This window comes from Neorhizobium sp. PAMB6716 (assembly GCF_058242805.1).
Map to the genome: position 1 here is coordinate 31,120 of NZ_JBZAYW010000002.1, position 17,602 is coordinate 48,721.

Here is a 17,602-nt window from a genome sequence, read left to right on the forward strand (position 1 = left end):
TCGCCACCCAGCCGGGAGACGATCTCGGCAGGTTTTTGCGACCCACTTCTGTCTTCAGGCGCCTTGTGCGCCCGCCTCCTTTTGCTCTGCCGTTCGGTCAGCGGCATGTCGATCCTGTCTTGAACACCCCAATGTTTCACGAGCACTCATTCCTCGCGAAATGCACGGTTGATCTGGTCCGAGAGCGGCTTGACGAGATAGGAGAGTGCCGTGCGCTCCCCGGTCCTGATCATGGCTTCGGCCGGCATGCCCGGCACCAGCGTCAGGTCCTTCAGTTTCGCCAGTTCCTCTTCGGGGACCGACAGGCGGACGAGATAATAGGAGGCGCCGGTCCGCTCGTCGCTCGTCAGGTCGGCTGCGATGCGGCTGACATGGCCGTTCAGTTCCGGCGTGGTGCGCTGGTTGAAGGCCGAAAGACGCAGCACTGCCTGCTGGCCGGGCTGGATCTGGTCGATGTCGCGTGGCGCGATCTGGACCTCAAGCGCCAGGTCGTCACCTTCAGGTACGATCAGCATGATGGCATCGGCGGGATTGACGACGCCTCCGACCGTATGCACGGCGAGTTGGTGTACCACGCCCGTTTGCGGCGCAATGATGTCGACGCGCTTCAGTTCGTCTTCGGCCGCCACCTTCCGCTCGACATATTCGCCAAACTGAGCCTGCACCTCGCGAAGCTCGCGTCCGACCTCGGTTTTGAGGTCCTGGTCGATGGACAGGATCTGGAGCCGCGTTTCGGTGATCTTTCCGCGCGCCTGCGCCTGATAGGCAATCTTCTCGCCGCGCTCGCCGCCATAGGTGGCCGCCTGGGTCTTCAGACTGTTGAGACGCTGGACGGAAACGATCCCCTGCTCGTGCAGGCCCTGTTGCGACACGATCTCCTCTTCCAGAACCTTTAAGCCATTGGCATAGGCGGTCTCCTGCGCCTTCAGCCCTTCGATCTCGTATTCGTATTGGGCAATGCGTTCGGCAAGCTGGGCTTTTTTGCCCTCGCGGGACTGCTTGCGGAACTCGAAAAGCCGCGTTTCGCTGTGGATGGCGGACGTCACATCGGGACTGTCACGCCGGGCCAGCAGCCAATCAGGATAAGTGATCCCGTCGAGATCGTCACGCTCGGCCTCCAGCCGTGCAAGGCGTGCGGCAAGCTCGTCCAGCCGCTTGGTGACAATGGCAAGGCTGGAGCGTGTCTGAGTGGCATCGAGGCGCATCACGACCTCGCCGGCATTCACCCTGTCGCCTTCGCGCACCCGGATTTCGCCCACCACGCCGCCGGTCGGGTGCTGGAGCTTCTTGACATAGCTGTCCACCACCAAATGCCCGGACGCGACAACCGCGCCGGCAAGGTTGGTTGCCGCCGCCCAGCCGCCGACGCCTGCGACCAGCGCAACGCTGGCGAAAAGCCCGATCGCCAGGTGGCGGCGGATGGAGCGCGACACAGTTTCAATGCTTCCCATCCGGCTCCTCCGTCGCATGGCTCACTTCGAGATCGTCTGCCCGTCGCGCGGGTTCGGCGACGACGCGCAGCGGTGTCAATCCGTGCCCCGTGACAGCAAAACCCTTGCGGCCGGTCGGCGATAAGGCCGGCGCTGCCTTCAGCACTTTGGACAGCACCTCGTCGCGGGGTCCAAATGCCTTCTGCCGCCCGTTTTCCATCACGAGCACCAGATCCACGACCCCGATGGCACTTGGCCGATGGGCCACCACGATGGCGATGCCCCGGCGCGAGCGGACGGACGCAATGGCGCTTACCACGGCAGCCTCGCCTTCGGCGTCGAGATTGGCGTTCGGCTCGTCCAGCACGACCAGGAACGGATCGCGATAGAGCGCACGGGCAAGCCCAATGCGCTGGCGCTGGCCCGCCGACAGCGCGGAGCCCGCCTCTCCGATCGGCGTGTCGTAGCCCTTTTCGAAGCGCAGGATCAGCTCGTGGGCACCGGCGGTTCTTGCAGCTGCCACGATCGCCTGCGGATCGGGATCGTCATCGAAGCGCGAAATATTCTCGGCAATGGTTCCATCGAACAGTTCGACCCCCTGGGGCAGATAACCGATGTGCTGGCCAAGCGCTTGTCGGTCCCACTGCTCGAAGCTTGCCCCGTCGAGCCGCACCTTGCCGGCAATTGGCGACCACGCGCCGACGAGAACGCGAGACAATGTCGATTTCCCGGATCCGGAGGCGCCGATGATGCCAAGCGCGCTGCCGGCCGGCACGGCAAAGTCCAGTCCCATCACGGTCGGCTTGCGCTCTCCCGGCGGCGCGATTGCGATGGATTGAGCGCGCAGTTCGTGTTCCGGTTTTGGCAGCGCCGTGACAGGTGTTTCCGGCGGCAGTTTTCCAAGCAGGTCGGTCAGCCGCTCCCAGCTCTGGCGCGCCATCAGGTAGGGTTTCCAGCTGGCAATGGCCAGATCGACGGGAGCGAGTGCCCGGCCCATCATGATCGAACTGGCGATCATCACGCCGCCCGACACTTCCTGTTCGATGACCAGCCAGGCACCGACACCGAGAATGGCCGATTGCAGCATCACACGCAGCGCCTTCGAAATCCCGCCAAGGCCGCCGGCGACATCGCCGGCCTTGCGGTTGGCGGCAAGATAATCGGCATTGGCCTTGCTCCAGCGCGCTCCGATGCGGCGGCCGAGCCCCATGGCCTGCACCACTTCCGCATTCCGGCGACCGGCTTCCATCAGGCCATTGCGCACCATGTTTGAGGCAATGGTGTCGCGGATCGGCTTTTGCGACAACACATTGGTGAGCGCCGTCAGCGACACCAGAACGATGGCGCCGACAAGCGCTGTCATGCCGATCCACACATGGAACAGAAAGCAGAGGCCGAGATAGAGCGGCATCCAGGGCAGGTCGAACAGGGCAGTCGGCCCCTGACCGGACAGGAAGCCGCGCACATTGTCGAGATCGCGCAGCGGCTGCAGGCCGTCACCTGGCATGCGTGTCAGAAGCGGAAGGCGCACCACGGCGTCATGAACCCGTCCCGACATCTGCAGGTCGAACCGTTCGCCGATCCGCAGCAGCACGCGCGAACGGATGATGTCCAGAAGGGCCTGGAAAGCATAAAGCCCCGCCGCAAGCACAGCGAGACCGAGCAGCGTCGGAACGCTGCCGCTGGAAAGCACGCGGTCATAGACCTGCAACATGAACAGAGGACTGGTCAGCGCCAGCACGTTGACCACGCCGCTGATCAGGGCAATGCCGAGAATGGTTCGCCGAAGGGGCAAGACAACCGCCGCAGCACGAAGCTGCGACGGCGTCCGAACCGTTGAGGGGTTCGTCATGTTTATATCTCAGGCCAGCAACTGGCCATTGGCCTGCAGATCAACGATGTCCGAGCCGACATAGCCGGTGAGGGTCAGAACGTTCGTGCCGACGGTGATGGTGAGGACGCTGCTGCTATCCCCCCAATTGCTGTAACTGTAGACGAGGTCATCCACATCGCTGATGGCTGTGACTGCGGTAAAGTCGAGAACATCGGTATTTCCGGCGCTCGTGCCGAAGTCGGTTACAACGTCGGTCGCCCAATTGTCCGTGAAGACGAACGTGTCATTGCCCGCATAACCGGTGAACTGGTCGTTGCCGGCAAAGCTGTACTGCTTGTCATTGCCGCTCGTGCCATATTGTTCGGTGCCGACACCGCCGAGATAGCTGTAGAGGCTCGCAGCAGATGCCGTGCCCGCAGTGCCCATCAGCTGATAGATGGCGTAGTTGAAGGTGGTATTCGGCGTCGCCCCGCCGAGATCGATGAGGAGTTCGACGGTATCAATGCTGTACGGGGTGCTGCCGCCACCCGACAGGCCTTCGCCGAAGGTCAGCGTATCGACGGTGCCGGAGAAGCCACCATTCGCGGGATAGTTGAACGATCCGTCCAGCAGGACGGATTCGACCGGCCGGCTTCCGCCTTCATCGCCACCCGTCCATTGCGAATAAGGGGTCGAAGCCGGATAAAAATCACCGTGACCGGATAGCGGATCGAGTGCCGTCCAGGCCGTCAGGTATGCCTTGATGTCTTCAGCACCGGCATACTGGTAGATCTTTGCAACCATTTCGTTTCTCCTTGTGTTGTCGTCCATCGCCATGATGGACACCCTCCCTCCGACAAGCGGATGGAATTGCTAGAACCTGATGTTCAATGAAAGCGTTGCAGTGCGGCCAGGCGCCGGGTAGCTCGCAGCCCCCAAGGCCGGCAGGTAGGCGACATCCGCGACATTGTTCACGGCAAAGCGCAGCTTCGTGTTTTCGTTGAAGGCGTAGGAACCGTATATGTCCACGGTCGTGTAGCTGTCGGTCGCATAGGCGCTCAGCAGGCTTTGCATGGTGCCGACCTCCTGCTCTTGCGCATCGACATGTGTGACCTTGGCGCCAAGCGTCAGCTTTTCTTCCAGGAACCGAACCCCGGCATCCGCGGTGAAGCGGAATTTGGGGACGCCGAAGATGACATACTGCCCTGTGTTGTATGTGGTGCCATTAAAGGTGTAGCTGGAGGCATAGTCCGCGTTCGTATAGGTGAACGAACCGCCGAGATAATAACCGCCGGCGTCGTAATTGCCCTCCAGTTCGACGCCGCGCATCCGGGTTGTCCCGTCGAGATTGACGTAGGAGGCGTATTGCGTTGCCCCAAGGTTAATGGTGCCGAGGGCGATGTAATCATCGACCTCGCGATAAAAGGCGACGGCTTTGGCGCGGAAGCTGTCACCGGTCTGAAAGACGCCATCCTGCGAAAAATTGACGCCAAGCTCAAAGGTATCGGCGGTTTCGGCACCAAGGCCCGGATTGGGTGCATTGGCCGGACCGTATGACCCTACATGTGAACCGCCGAGGAGCGCTTCCATGATCGTCGGCGGCCGGAAACCCTGGGCATATTTACCGAAAATCTGGACGCCATCCCAAGGCTTGACCGCCACCATTGCGGTGGGAAGCAGGGCACTGTCGGAGATATCGACGTCAACGTCCTGCGTCGGGTAACGGATGACATCTTCAGTGGTAACAACATCTCTCGAAGGACGGCAAAGAGTATCGCCGACGATGGTATTTCCGATCCTTGTCTGAGCATTGACGTAGGTCGTCCACTGCGCTGCTCCGGCGGTGCGAAAGGCAAGAACTGACGCTGGAATGGCCGTGCAGGTTCCGGGTACCGTGGTCGTTGTCGATACGGTTTCGGTGTAAGGCTTCAGAAAAACGGTCGATGCCCCCGTGAGGCGATAGTAGTCGTATCGCAGACCGCCGGAGAGCGTCAGCCAGTTGTCATGCTCCAGCGTGGCGTTGGCAAAACCGCTGATCATGTCCCGCCGCCCGGAGGGGTTTGAGCCGCTGTACCACAGGGCCTGGTTCGGGTCGGCTTCGATGGCTGCTCCAGTCACGGTGGTCTTTCCGAGATCGCGGAAGGCCTCCATGCCATAGTTCAGGGACAGGTCCCCGAAGGGGAGTGCAAAGCGGCTGGTGTTTTCGATGCTGCCGCCGAACGTCTTCATGCCGTAGTTGACATTGGCGTCGTCCACGCCGTCTGTCCTCTTTGGCCTGAATTCCTCGTCCTCGACACGGTTCAGCCAGAGCCTCGCCTTCAGGTCGATGAACTCGCTGTCCGGATCCCAGCCGAATGCCGCGACGAATGTGTTGTTGGTGACATCCTGGGTGTCTTCGCGTCGACCACCTGACGTGGTTGCGTCGGCTGTTCCCTGGCTGAAATTGGAACGGTAGTGCAGCCAGCTGAGGTCGAGCGTCGTGTCGTCCGTCGGCTGCATCTGCGCCTTCAGGAGACCCGACGTCGTTTCCGATCCGGTAAAGATCGGCTTGTCCATCCCGAGGTCTTCCCAGTCCCCCCCGACAGAACCGTTCTTGCCGATGTCATATTCGCCCAGTCTCTTGCGGCTGATGCCGCCGACCACGGCAAAACCGTCGGACAGGCGCACGGCGGCCGATCCGGAGCCGGAGAAATGATATTTGTTGGTGCCGCTCGTCAGATCGGTTTCGACACCCCATTGCTTGCCGTCGCGGATCAGGTCATCCGCCTCAAGCGTCCTGAAGTTGACGGAACCGGCCAGCGCGCCTGCGCCACCCGCACCCGAAGAGCTGCTTTTTTCAACCTCGATCGATCGGATCAGGGCTGGATCGACATAGGTGAGACCTGAGGAACCATGGCCGGCGCGTTGAAAATTCTGACGCGCGCCGTCGATCATCGTGACGACGCGGTTCTGGTCCTGAAGACCGCGAATATTGACGTTCAGCCCCTGGTTCTGACCGCTATCGCCAGACACCAGTACGCCTGCGGTGTTTGCCAGCAGGTCGCGGGCATTGCGTGCCGACGCGTTCTGGATCGCCTGGCGCGACACGACGCTGACGCTGGCCGGTTCCTGGTAGACCCAATCCGGCGTGCCCTGGTAGCCTGTTCCGGCAGCGGCATTCCGTCCCGCCTTGCCGGTGACGAGAACCGTATCGAGGGTTATCGATCCGTCATCGGCCATTGTGCCTGCAGCTGGCTGCGGTGCGCCGATGAAAGCTGCCGTGCCACTTGCGGAGAGGCGGTAGCTGATGCCGGTCCCCTCCAGCATCCGGGCCAGAGCTTCCGCTGGCGAAAAACTGCCGATGACGGCTTTCGTCTGAAGGCTGCCCGAGGACGTGGACGACAGCGTCACCTGCAATCCCGATTGGCGGCCGAATGCGCTGATGGCGCCAGCCAGCGATTGAACAGGAATGTTGAAAGACCGTTTTTCCTGCGACTTCGGCTGCGAGTCGGTCGTTGCCGATGCTGTCTGAGCCGAAACCGGGACGTTACCAAACAAAACAGCAAGAGTTGATGTGGCCAGCAATGCCGTCCGGCAGGTCCAGCCCCTGCGCCATCCTTGCTGATGTCTCCTGCGAACACGACACGGCATCATTCTCTCGTCTCTCCTGGTTGTAGGCGGTGGAATACTTGATATTTCCACTCAACAAAGAGACGATTGTCGTTCGATTTTTTTTCAGGTTTTTCGCGATTTCTTCTACTGATTTGAAATCACGAAGGAATTTCCTTCAAAAGGCACTGTCAGAAGCGGGTAATGATCCGGACCAGATCAGAGACCGTGTGAACCTTTCCGCCATAGGGTTCCACCAATGCCTCGAGCGCCCGGTCCGGCGCGCGCAGGTCGTAAAAGCCAGTCACGGTTTGGCGGGCAAGGGCCGGGTCGGGAATGGTGATCCAGGCCGGATGATAGCGCTGAATCTGCTCGATCACCGAACCGATCGTCTTGTTGACAACGTAAAGTCGGCCATTACGCCAGCTGCCGATGTCATCGGGTGCGATGCTCTCCTTGTGCATCGTCCTTGCGCTGACATCGACCACCAGCAGTTCTCCCGGCACAAGCGTTTCGGAGGCCGCCGGTGGCAGGGCATCGAGAGAGGCCCGGACACTGCCGTGTTCCAGGGCGACCGCTGTCAGATTCTGGTTGATCTCGACGTCGAAAGCGGTGCCGAGAACCTCGATCGTCACACCATTTGCATCGACGGTAAACGGCCGCGCCCGGTCCGGCACAACGTCAAAGAATGCCTGTCCCTGCAGGAGAGTGACCTGGCGCCGGTTCTGGGAAAAATCGGTTGCGATGGCGCTTGACGCTGCAAGCCGCACCGTACTGCCGTCCAGAAGGGTGACCAGGCGACTTTCGGCGGTCGCAGTCCTGTAGTCGGCGCGCAGATGGAGGAGCATTGTCGGCAGGAAAGCCACGAACAGACAGAAGGCTGCGCCCGCCATCGCCGCCAGCCCGCCGCGAGAGCGCCAAGCGGAACGCTGCCGCACCTTTGGCTTCACAGAAGCCGCCGGCCTGCCTGCGCGCGGAGCATGCTCCCAATGATCGCGATATTGCGGTTGCGTTTCGCCGAAAGCCTGCCAGGCGCGCTGCGTGCGCTGCCAGGCCAGACGGTTGGTTGCCGAACCGGCCAGCCAGGCCTCGAAACCTGCCCGCACCCGTTCATCCTGCGGCGTTTCCTGCAGTTGCAGCAGCCACTCCGCCGCTTCCGCCAAGACCTGCGAAGGAACCTCGATCTTTCCGTCAGAATCAACAGTCATGAGGCTCAAGCCTGTTCCAGTACGTCATGCTGCATCGCCCCGGCATTTGTTCTCCTTTAAATGACGATCGACGCAAAGATTTTTTTCATCGGCTGTGGGCATTCCCGGGTCGCTCATTTCATTGTGTTGGCCAATTCCGCAACCGCGGCCTTGATCAACCTGTGTACACTTGGAACCGAGATATCGAGATGGCTTGCAATTTCCTCCATCCGGTAGCCGCCGAAACGGTGCATTTCCAAGGCAATGCGCGTACGGGCCGGCATCTGCGACAACACCGCCTCCACGCCACGGATCTGCTCGCACAACAGTGCATGGTCTTCCGGACTTCCATGGTCCTGCGGCAGGCCCCAGAAGGGCGTGTCATCGGGCGTCTCGCGCAGATCATATCGGCGCCTTTTGCGCACATCGAGCGCCAGGTTGCGCACGATACGCAGCAGATAGGGCTTCAGTTTATCGGGATTGTTCGCATCTTCAGGAACGAATTTGAGAAAAGCCTCCTGCACGACATCCTCGGCATCCGCGCGGGACCCGAGGATCGGCGTCGCGTAGTTGATCAGATCGATGCGGTGCGCGAGATAAGCCTGATATCGCCTATCATCTTCCTTCATGCCCATATCGTGACCGAACGCTTAAATGCTGGAAACTACACGTAACTTCTGGTGCGGCAAGCGCCTGCAACCAGCGGAAGCCAAATGATACATGATGAAAGAAGTCAAGTATTATTTGAGGGGACAATGCATCAGACAGCGCAGAGATAGGATGACATGTTCGACCTTACGCCTGTTTGTGCTTCGGTTCTTTGATTGGCTAATCCGCCTGCGCAAGAGATGTCTTTGGTGGGAAACTGCGGCGCCTTGCGTCCAAGCTTTGCCGCAACGTCAGAAAAGGCCAGAAAGGATCCGACTTCAGTTCAGACACCGTTAGGTGTTGAACTGTCAAAAATACTCAAGAACCTGTTCGCATGCGAGCGCCTTTTCGGCCCGTTCGGGCTTTTAAGAAGTTGGCGGAACCAGAGATGCGGCTGGCTGCTCCATGTTGCCGGCTTGCGACGAGACCAGATCCTCGTGGATGAAGTCTGCCGTCTGACCGTAATGGCGTTGCAGCAGGCGCACCGCTTCTTCGGTGTCGTGATCGAGCACCGCCTTCAAGATGTCGGCGTGTTCCTGGCTGACTTTTCTGACCCGGAACGCCTTGCGGCTGGAGAGCGCCCGGTAGCGGTTCAGCCTGTCTGCCAGCTGTTCGCAAAAGCCGATCAGCGGACGTGATCCGCAGCCGTCGATCAGCTTTGCGTGAAAAGCCCGGTGCAGGCGCTCCCATTCCGGATTGCTGTCGAAACGATCGGGATTGAGCGAGCGCGGCGCACGCTCCAACCGGTGATGCGCCACAAGCAGGGCCTCTTCCCAGGCGGCATTCGCATTGGCCATCGATTCCCTGAGGGCCAGCCCCTCGACCCAGCAGCGCGTCTTCGTCAGTTCCCCGAGTTCCTCCAGGCTGATCGGTTTGACAAAGAAACCGCGCTGCTCCTTGCCGATCACCAGGTCTTCGGTCGTCAACCGGTTCAGCGCCTCGCGCAGCGGCGTCTGGCCCGCATCGTAATGTTCCATCAGGAAGCGCAGTTGCAGCTTGCGGCCCGGCTCGAGCGCCGCCGACAGGATATCGGATTTCAGACGCTCATAGATGCTGGTTGCCCGCGTGGCGGGACTGTCGGCCCCTTTGGTCGGCACGTCGATGTTCATGTGGCTCCACCGTTTTCCTCCGAGATTTATATACACCCGCAGGATGAAAAGCAAAATTTATAAATTATGTCTTTACGAAAGAAAGTTTGTACATTACCAAATGGCCATCGGAGGAGATGGGCATGGGTGAGGGCTTCAACAGGGCGGGGCGCTTCAGAAGTGGTTGCGGCTGCGTCGGCATTGACGTTCATTGCCATGTGGTGCCGTCGCGCTTTCCGCCGGCGCCGGGCGGAAAGCCGCTGGCCGGCTGGCCCGCGATAACCGCGGTTCAGGATTGCCACGCAACCGTGGTGATCGATGACAAGCCCTACCGCACGGTCAGCGATGCCTGCTGGGTGGCCGAGCGGCGGATCGAGGAGATGGATCGCGCCGGCCTTGCCATTCAGGCGCTGTCTCCCATGCCGGAGCTTTTCGGCTACTGGATCGAAGCGCATGCGGCAGCCGATCTTGCCCGTCACGTCAACGACGTCATCGGCGAAATGGTGCAGGAAGGGCAGGGGCGTTTCGTTGGCCTCGGTGGCCTGCCCATGCAGGATATCGATCTCGCCATTGTGGAACTCCAGCGGCTCATGGCCTTGCCCGGGTTTCGGGGCGTCGAGATCGGCAGCAATATCAATGGCACCACTATTGGCGATCCGCACTTCCATCCTTTCTTTGCGGAAGCCGAACGGCTGGGTGCTGCAATCTTTGTGCATGCGGTGCGCCCCACTGGCATGGATCGGCTGGTCGGCCCTGCTCCCCTGCAGCAGATCCTCGCCTATCCGACCGATGTGGGGCTGGCAGCCGCCTCCGTCATCACCGGCGGGCTTTTGCAGAAATTCCCCAGACTGCGCATTGCCTTCAGTCACGGTGGCGGAACATTTGCAGCCCTGCTGCCACGTCTCGAACAGGGCTACCATGCCTTCCCGGCCGTGCGCGACAGCCTGGCGGAGACGCCGGTGGCTGAGGCGCGCAAGCTCTACGTGGACGCTCTTGTTTTCGACGAGGACATGCTGAAGCGCATCGTCTCCGTCTTCGGCGAGGACCGGGTGATGCTCGGCACGGACTACCCTTTCAATTTCCGGGAGAAGGCGCCGATCGCCCGGATCGAACAGGCTTTTGATGGCGCTGCCCAGCGCGAACGGCTGACGTTCCGCAACGCGCTGGCCTTCCTTGCACTGGAGGAGGAGATTTGATGGACATGAACGATTTTCCGGTGACTGCCCTGCGCAGCGTCGAACTGGGAACGCCGGATCTGGCGGCATCGGTGGATTTTTACACCCGCGTCTGGGGGTTGGAAAAGGTCGCTGAAGCCGGAGACAAGGTGTTCCTGGCCGCGACCGGTGATGATTGCCATGTGCTGGAACTGAAGCAGAGCGATCGCTCGGAACTGGGCAAGATCACCTTCCGCGCCCGCTCGGCGGACGATCTTGCCGCTCTTTATGAAAAGACCGTGGCCTTTGGCTGCACGGTGCTGCGCGAGCCTGGTGCGGCCGATCCGCTGACCGGCGGACGTCGGTTCGTCATCCGCGAGCCACAGGGTTCGGTTCTGGAATTCGTGCATGGCGACCGCCGCCGGCACGCCAATATGGTGCCGAACCGGGTGCTGCGTCTGGCGCATGTCAACATCAACAGCGCCGATATCGACGCGCTCTCCGCCTTCTACCGAACGGTGCTCGGCTTTCGCCTGACGGACAGGTCGAAGATGATGGCCTTCCTTGGCTGCAACAGCGATCACCATGCCGTCGTGCTGGCCGATACCGCCGCACACGGCCTAAACCACATCGCCTTCCTGATGCCGGACCTGGAATCGGTGATGCGCGGCTCCGGCCTCGTTGTCGACCAAGGTTTCCCGATCGGCTGGGGTGTCGGCCGCCACGGCCCCGGCGACAACGTGTTTGCCTATTTCGTCGATCCGATGGGGGTCGTCATCGAATACACGGCCGAAGTTCTGCAGGTGGATGAGACCTACCGCGTGAAGGGGCCGGACGAATGGGTGTGGCCGCCCGGCCGGACAGACCATTGGGGCATTGCGCCGCCCAAAAGCGAGGCCTGCAAGAAGGCGCAGATTTCCATCGGGTTTTCCGGCGCCTGAGGCCGCCGTCTTTCACATCGCAGAGGCTTGATCCGTGACGAACGAGACTTCCATTCTAGACCGTTATGATGTGCTGGTGGTCGGCTTCGGCCCCGCCGGTGCCGTTGCAGCCGGCATGCTGGGCGCGCGCGGCCACTCCACCCTGGTCGTGGATCGGCTGACCGACATCTATGACAAACCGCGCGCCATCGCGATCGACCACGAGATCCTGCGCCACTTCGACAATATGGGCATTGCCGATGAGGTGATGCCCTATATCGCGCCCTTCACCGCCTCGCAGCATTTTGGCGCCAAGGGCCAGCTTATCCGCCGCATCGACATGGTGCCGGAGCCTTATCCGCTCGGCTACACGCCAAGCATGGTTTTCACCCAGCCGCCGGTTGAGGCGGTGCTGCGCGCCCATGCCGAGAGTTTCGATTGCGTCACCGTTTCACTCGGCGTCGAGATGATCGACCTCGATATCCGCAAGGACGAGGTCGTTGCGACGCTGAAGGAGGCCTCGGGCGAGACCCGCAAGGTTGCCGCCCGCTACCTGATCGGCTGTGACGGGGCATCGAGCCGCGTGCGCGACCTTGCCGGCATCACGCTGGAGGATCTGGTGTTCGATGAGCCGTGGCTGGTGATCGACGTGCTGGTCCGTGACGAGGGATTGGCGAAGCTTCCCCAGACCTCTGCGCAGTTCTGCAATCCCGCCCGTCCTGCGAGCTTCATCATGGGGCCGAAAAACCATCGCCGCTGGGAAATCATGCTTCTGCCGGGTGAAGATCCGCGGGAAATGGCCCTGCCGGAAAATGTCTGGCGGCTTCTGTCGCCATGGCTGGCACCTGACGATGGCGAACTGTGGCGCGCCGCCGCCTATCGCTTCCACGCCCTGGTGGCGGATGACTGGACCAAGGGCCGGGTGGTGATTGCCGGCGACGCCGCCCACCAGCAGCCGCCTTTTATCGGTCAGGGCATGTGCCAGGGATTGCGCGATGTGTCGAACCTGATCTGGCGGCTTGACCGGATCCTCAAGGGCCAGTCGCATGAAAGCCTGCTGGCAACCTACACGCAGGAGCGCAAGCGCCATGTCGAGACGCTGACGGGCCGGATCAAGGCCATCGGTCAGGCCATCTGCGAGCGTGACGCTGACGCAGCTGAAGCCCGCGATGCCCGCATTCTTGCCGATGGCGGCGGGCAGCCGCTGGTCATCACCCGCCAGGATATCGTGCCGCCAATCGAAGTGGGGCTGATTGCCGCGCAAGGTACGCCGGCGCGCGGCCTGCTCTTCCCGCAGCCGGCCATTGTGGAGAGTGGCGAAAGCCGGCTGCTTGATCACTATACCGGCCCGACCTGGCGGCTGGTGCTGGACGGTCGCCGGATCACACTGGCGCAAGGCAAGGCACTGGCGGCCACCATCGAGGGGCTGACGGTTCTTGCCGTCGCACCCGAGGGCGCGGATGTCGCCGATGATGCGGCGCTGCGCGAAAAACATGGCGTGCTCGCCGGCTGGTTTGAGCGGCATGGCGCCATCGCCGCGCTCGTGCGCCCGGATCATTACGTCTTTGGTGCCGCTGCCGACCTCGATGCTCTTCGCCAACAGATTGAGAATCTTAGCGCGCGTCTCGTCTGAGACGCACCGGATCCGCTCATCCCATTTGAAGGAGTAACCCTCATGAGACTGTCCACCGTAAAGATTGCCGGCCGCACCACCTGGGGCGTGATCGACGGCGAAACCTTTCGTGATGCCGGCGCTGTTCTGGCCGGCCAGTATGCTGACCTGAAGGCCGCCGTCACGGAAGGCCTTGCCGGTGTTGCAGGAGCTGCGATTGCCGCTGACGCATTGCCGCTCTCCGAGATCGAGTGGCTGCCGGTCATTCCGAACCCGGATAAAATCCTCTGCGTCGGCCTGAACTACGAGATGCACCGCAAGGAAACCGGCCGGGCAGAGGTGGAAAACCCCACCATTTTCGCACGTTATTCCAACAGCCAGACGGGTCACCTGAAGCCGATCATCCGGCCGAAGGTTTCCACCAACCTGGACTATGAAGGCGAGCTGGCGGTGATCATCGGCAAGCCCGGTCGCTATATTTCCCGCGCCAACGCTCTCGAGCATGTTGCCGGTTTTGCCTGCTACAATGACGGCAGCATCCGCGATTTCCAGCGCCATACGCATCAGTTTACGCCGGGCAAGAATTTTCCCGATACGGGTGCCTTCGGCCCTTGGATGATGACGCCGGACGAGCTTGGCCCGCTCGATGATCTGCGCATCCAGACCCGCCTCAACGGCGAGGTGGTGCAGGACGCGACCTTTGGCCAGATGATTTTCGATATCGCCCGCCAGATCGAATACTGCTCGAGCTTCACGCGGCTGGAAGCCGGCGACGTGATCGCCTCCGGCACGCCGGGCGGTGTCGGCGCCAAGCGCACGCCGCCGCTCTGGATGAAGCCGGGCGATATCGTCGAAGTCGAGATCGACCGGCTCGGCATCTTGCGCAATCCGATCGTCGACGAGCAGGGGTGAGGCCTGCGCGCAGACGACACTTGATTTCAACGGGAGGAAAACATGCTGAAATTATCAAGACGAGTGACTTTGGCGGGCTTGGGAGCCTTGCTCGCGTTTGGACCGGCAGCGGCGGCAGACTGGCCGAAAAAACCAGTGACCGTGATTGTTCCGCAGGCAGCCGGCAACAGCCCGGACGTGCTGTGCCGCATCATTGCAGACAAGCTTTCACGGGCGCTTGGCCAGCAGTTCATCGTGGAAAATCGTCCGGGCGCGGCCAATGTCGTGGGCATGCAATCGGCGGCCCGCGCGGCCAATGATGGCTATACCTTCGTCTTCGCCACCTCGGCTGCGCTCGTCACCAATCCTTATACGATCAAGAACCTGTCCTATGATCCGGTGAAGGATTTCGTGCCGGTTGCCATGGTCGCTAAAAGCCACCATCTCCTGCTCGTCAACCCTGACGTCAAGGCCAACAATCTCTCCGAACTGATCGCGCTGGAAAAGGCAGATCCCGGTTCGCTCAGTATTGCCGTTGACGGCCCCCGCAACATTTCCGGCCTCATCGCACAGGCGATCAACAAGCAGGCCGGCACGAAGATGGTGCTGGTGCCCTACAACACCATTTCGAACGCCGTGCAGGACAGCATCAGCGGCCGCACCCCCGTCACGATCCAGTCCGCGTCAGTCGTGGAGCCCTTCGTCAAGGATGGTTCGCTGCGCGCCATTGCGGTCGCCGGTAACGAGCGGATCTCGACGCTGCCCGATGTGCCCGCCATTGCCGAGACGCTGAAGAGCGTCGAGCTGCAGGGCTGGTTTATGGTGATGGCGCCGGCCGGCACGCCCTCCGACATCCTGGATACGATGAGCAAGGCGATTGCCACGGCGCTGAGCGAGCCTGACGTCAAGGAACGGGCGCCCACGCTGGGCTTCGAGCTTGCCAAGGGCGAGCCTGTCAGCCCATCGGGCGCAAAGGCGTTTCTCGCTGCACAGCTTGATTATACCGGCACGGTGATCAAGTCGCTCGGCATCGAGCCGAACTGATCTGCAACCGGGAAGGGAGGAGGCTCCATGCGCGAGCGTGACAATAAGCCCGGCAGCGCCGCACCGGATAGCCCGGTGCGCGTGTCGCAAAACCTTGTGGGCGGCCTGAGCCTGGTGGCAATCGCAGCGCTTGCGTTGTGGTTGCTCCGCGATCTCGATGCCGGCTCGCTGACGGCCATGGGCTCGGCCCTGATGCCGCGGGTGCTCGCCGTCGGGCTTGGCATCCTGGGCGCGCTTGTTGCGGCCTCCTCCTTTTTCCATCGCGGGCTGGTGCTGGAGCGCCTGCCGTTGCGCGGTCCGGCTCTTATCATTCTGGCGATTGTCACCTTTGCCGCCACCATCCGGCCGCTTTCGCTGGGATCGGTCGCGCTTCCCGGTTTCGGTCTGATCGTCGCAGCACCTCTTTCGATCGTCATCTGCGGCTTTGCCACCCGTGACGCGCGTCTGCGTGAACTGGTGATCCTTGCGCTGTCGCTGACGCCAGCCTGCATGCTCCTGTTCGGGGATCTCCTGAACCTCACCATTCCCATGCTGCCGGATTCGATCATGGCGCTTTTCCCGGACGGTTGGTCGCAAAAGGCGATGTTGCGGGCATCGGCGGCCGCCATGCTGGCCGTTGCGGCGCTGCTGTTCTTCAGCAGCACGCGATCTGACGTTGGCGATGCGAGGGAAAAAGACTGATGGACACGCTGATTGCAAATCTCTCGCTTGGCTTTTCGGTCGCTCTTGGCCTGCAAAATCTCGGGCTTGCCTTTGTTGGCTGTCTGGTGGGAACGCTGATCGGCGTGCTGCCCGGCGTCGGGCCGGTGGCGACAATTGCCATGCTGCTGCCCGTCACCTTCAGCCTTGATCCCACAGGCGCGCTGATCATGCTGGCGGGTATCTATTATGGCGCTCAATATGGCGGTTCGACCACCGCGATCCTCGTCAACATCCCGGGGGAGGCAACCTCCGTCGTCACGGCGCTCGATGGTCATGCCATGGCCCGGCGTGGGCGCGCAGGTGCTGCGCTCGGCATTGCCGCCATCGGCTCCTTCTTTGCAGGAACCGTTGCGACGATGCTGATTGCGGCGCTGGGCGCGCCCCTCACGAAGGCTGCCCTGCTGTTCGGGCCGACCGAATATTTCTCGCTGATGGTAATGGGCCTTATCTTCGCCGTCGTGCTGGCCGGCGGCTCGATCGTCAAGGCGCTCGCTATGATCATGCTGGGGCTGCTGCTCTCCACCGTGGGCACCGACCTCGAAACCGGCGACCAGCGCATGACGTTCGGCCAGCCCTTCCTCTGGGACGGTATCGATTTTGCCGTGCTTGCCATGGGTGTGTTCGGCATTGCCGAAATCCTGCGCAATCTGGGACAGCCGGAAGACCGTGACCTGGTGCGCGCCACCATCGGGCGCCTGCTGCCGAACCGTGAGGAAATGCGCCAGTCGCTTGCGCCGATCCTGCGCGGCACGCTGCTGGGGTCTGCCTTCGGCATCCTGCCCGGCAACGGGGCGATTCTCGGGCCCTTTGCCTCCTATGCGATGGAAAAGAAGCTCGCCGATGATCCAAGCCGCTTTGGCAAGGGTGCCATCGAGGCTGTTGCCGGGCCGGAATCGGCCAACAATGCCGGTGCGCAGACCTCGTTTATCCCGCTCCTGACGCTCGGTATTCCCGCCAATGCCGTCATGGCACTGATGGTCGGAGCCATGACGATCCAGGGGATCATTCCAGGCCCGCAGGTCATGACCGGCAACCCCTCGCTGTTCTGGGGGATGATCGCGTCCATGTGGATCGGCAACCTGATGCTCCTCGTCATCAACCTGCCGCTGGTGGGCCTCTGGGTGAAGCTCCTGCAGGTTCCCTATCGCCTGCTGTTTCCGGCCATCCTGGTGTTCTGCTGCATCGGCATCTATTCGATCAATGCGCAGGTTACTGATGTTCTCTTCATCGGCCTGTTCGGACTTGCCGGTTTCATTCTCATCCGCTGCGGTTTCGAGCCTGCGCCGATGCTGCTTGGCTTCGTGCTGGGCAAGCTGATGGAGGAAAACCTGCGCCGGGCCCTGATCCTGTCGCGCGGGTCGCTGACGACCTTCGTGACCGAACCGATCAGCGCCGGGCTGCTTGCGGTCTCCTTCATCCTGCTCGCGGTCGCCATCGTCCCGAACATCCGAAGGGGGCGAGAAGAGGTGTTTGCGGAATAGGTCCAGCCGGATCGCAGCTCAGGAATCTGGAGCCCCCTGCGGCC

At 61.7% G+C, this 17,602-nt stretch carries 14 protein-coding genes; 7 read left to right on the top strand and 7 right to left on the bottom strand.

All coding sequences use genetic code 11. The features are described 5' to 3' along the window. Window positions 1–146 precede the first annotated feature (146 nt). The 7 genes from AC4CWH_RS18765 to AC4CWH_RS18795 all read right to left on the bottom strand — a co-directional run bounded on the left by AC4CWH_RS18765 (window position 147) and on the right by AC4CWH_RS18795 (window position 9,775). Entirely contained in the window at window positions 147–1,451 is a 1,305-nt protein-coding gene (locus AC4CWH_RS18765; RefSeq protein WP_491287611.1) for an HlyD family type I secretion periplasmic adaptor subunit, read from the bottom strand. After that, on the bottom strand, window positions 1,438–3,282 hold the full coding sequence (locus tag AC4CWH_RS18770; RefSeq protein ID WP_491321878.1) for a type I secretion system permease/ATPase: 1,845 nt from the start codon (window positions 3,280–3,282) through the stop codon (window positions 1,438–1,440). Before AC4CWH_RS18770 ends, AC4CWH_RS18765 begins: the two co-directional genes overlap by 14 nt. Before the next feature lie 9 nt (window positions 3,283–3,291). Continuing rightward, the gene (locus tag AC4CWH_RS18775; protein WP_491287608.1) at window positions 3,292–4,047 is read right to left on the bottom strand and encodes a hemolysin; all 756 of its coding nucleotides are present in this window, start codon (window positions 4,045–4,047) and stop codon (window positions 3,292–3,294) included. Between the two features lie 69 nt (window positions 4,048–4,116). Continuing rightward, on the bottom strand, window positions 4,117–6,633 hold the full coding sequence (locus tag AC4CWH_RS18780; RefSeq protein WP_491321879.1) for a TonB-dependent receptor: 2,517 nt from the start codon (window positions 6,631–6,633) through the stop codon (window positions 4,117–4,119). 389 nt (window positions 6,634–7,022) lie between these two features. Then, window positions 7,023–8,039 carry a FecR family protein gene (locus tag AC4CWH_RS18785; protein WP_491321880.1) on the bottom strand — a complete coding sequence of 339 codons (1,017 nt, stop codon included), beginning with the start codon at window positions 8,037–8,039 and terminating at the stop codon, window positions 7,023–7,025. Window positions 8,040–8,152: 113 nt separating this feature from the next. Further along, window positions 8,153–8,653, bottom strand: a complete 501-nt coding sequence (locus tag AC4CWH_RS18790; protein WP_491287603.1) for an RNA polymerase sigma factor — start codon at window positions 8,651–8,653, stop codon at window positions 8,153–8,155. 378 nt (window positions 8,654–9,031) lie between these two features. Further along, window positions 9,032–9,775, bottom strand: a complete 744-nt coding sequence (locus AC4CWH_RS18795; protein WP_491321881.1) for a GntR family transcriptional regulator — start codon at window positions 9,773–9,775, stop codon at window positions 9,032–9,034. A gap of 122 nt (window positions 9,776–9,897) precedes the next feature. Between AC4CWH_RS18795 and AC4CWH_RS18800 the strand changes: the two genes are divergently transcribed. The 7 genes from AC4CWH_RS18800 to AC4CWH_RS18830 all read left to right on the top strand — a co-directional run bounded on the left by AC4CWH_RS18800 (window position 9,898) and on the right by AC4CWH_RS18830 (window position 17,558). Further along, window positions 9,898–10,950, top strand: a complete 1,053-nt coding sequence (locus tag AC4CWH_RS18800) for an amidohydrolase family protein (RefSeq protein ID WP_491321882.1) — start codon at window positions 9,898–9,900, stop codon at window positions 10,948–10,950. A 5-nt stretch (window positions 10,951–10,955) separates the two neighbouring features. Next, the gene (locus AC4CWH_RS18805; protein ID WP_491322334.1) at window positions 10,956–11,849 is read left to right on the top strand and encodes a VOC family protein; all 894 of its coding nucleotides are present in this window, start codon (window positions 10,956–10,958) and stop codon (window positions 11,847–11,849) included. A 34-nt stretch (window positions 11,850–11,883) separates the two neighbouring features. Beyond that, window positions 11,884–13,461: a bifunctional 3-(3-hydroxy-phenyl)propionate/3-hydroxycinnamic acid hydroxylase gene (locus AC4CWH_RS18810; protein WP_491287598.1), complete on the top strand. Its 1,578-nt coding sequence runs from the start codon at window positions 11,884–11,886 to the stop codon at window positions 13,459–13,461. Window positions 13,462–13,503: 42 nt separating this feature from the next. After that, window positions 13,504–14,352: a fumarylacetoacetate hydrolase family protein gene (locus AC4CWH_RS18815; protein ID WP_491321883.1), complete on the top strand. Its 849-nt coding sequence runs from the start codon at window positions 13,504–13,506 to the stop codon at window positions 14,350–14,352. A gap of 135 nt (window positions 14,353–14,487) precedes the next feature. Continuing rightward, entirely contained in the window at window positions 14,488–15,375 is an 888-nt protein-coding gene (locus tag AC4CWH_RS18820) for a Bug family tripartite tricarboxylate transporter substrate binding protein (RefSeq protein ID WP_491321884.1), read from the top strand. Window positions 15,376–15,402: 27 nt separating this feature from the next. Beyond that, the gene (locus tag AC4CWH_RS18825) at window positions 15,403–16,056 is read left to right on the top strand and encodes a tripartite tricarboxylate transporter TctB family protein (protein WP_491321885.1); all 654 of its coding nucleotides are present in this window, start codon (window positions 15,403–15,405) and stop codon (window positions 16,054–16,056) included. Beyond that, complete coding sequence (locus AC4CWH_RS18830) at window positions 16,056–17,558, top strand: tripartite tricarboxylate transporter permease (RefSeq protein WP_491321886.1); 1,503 nt, start codon at window positions 16,056–16,058, stop codon at window positions 17,556–17,558. The genes AC4CWH_RS18825 and AC4CWH_RS18830 overlap by 1 nt, the downstream gene beginning before the upstream one ends. The last annotated feature ends 44 nt before the right edge of the window (window positions 17,559–17,602 follow it).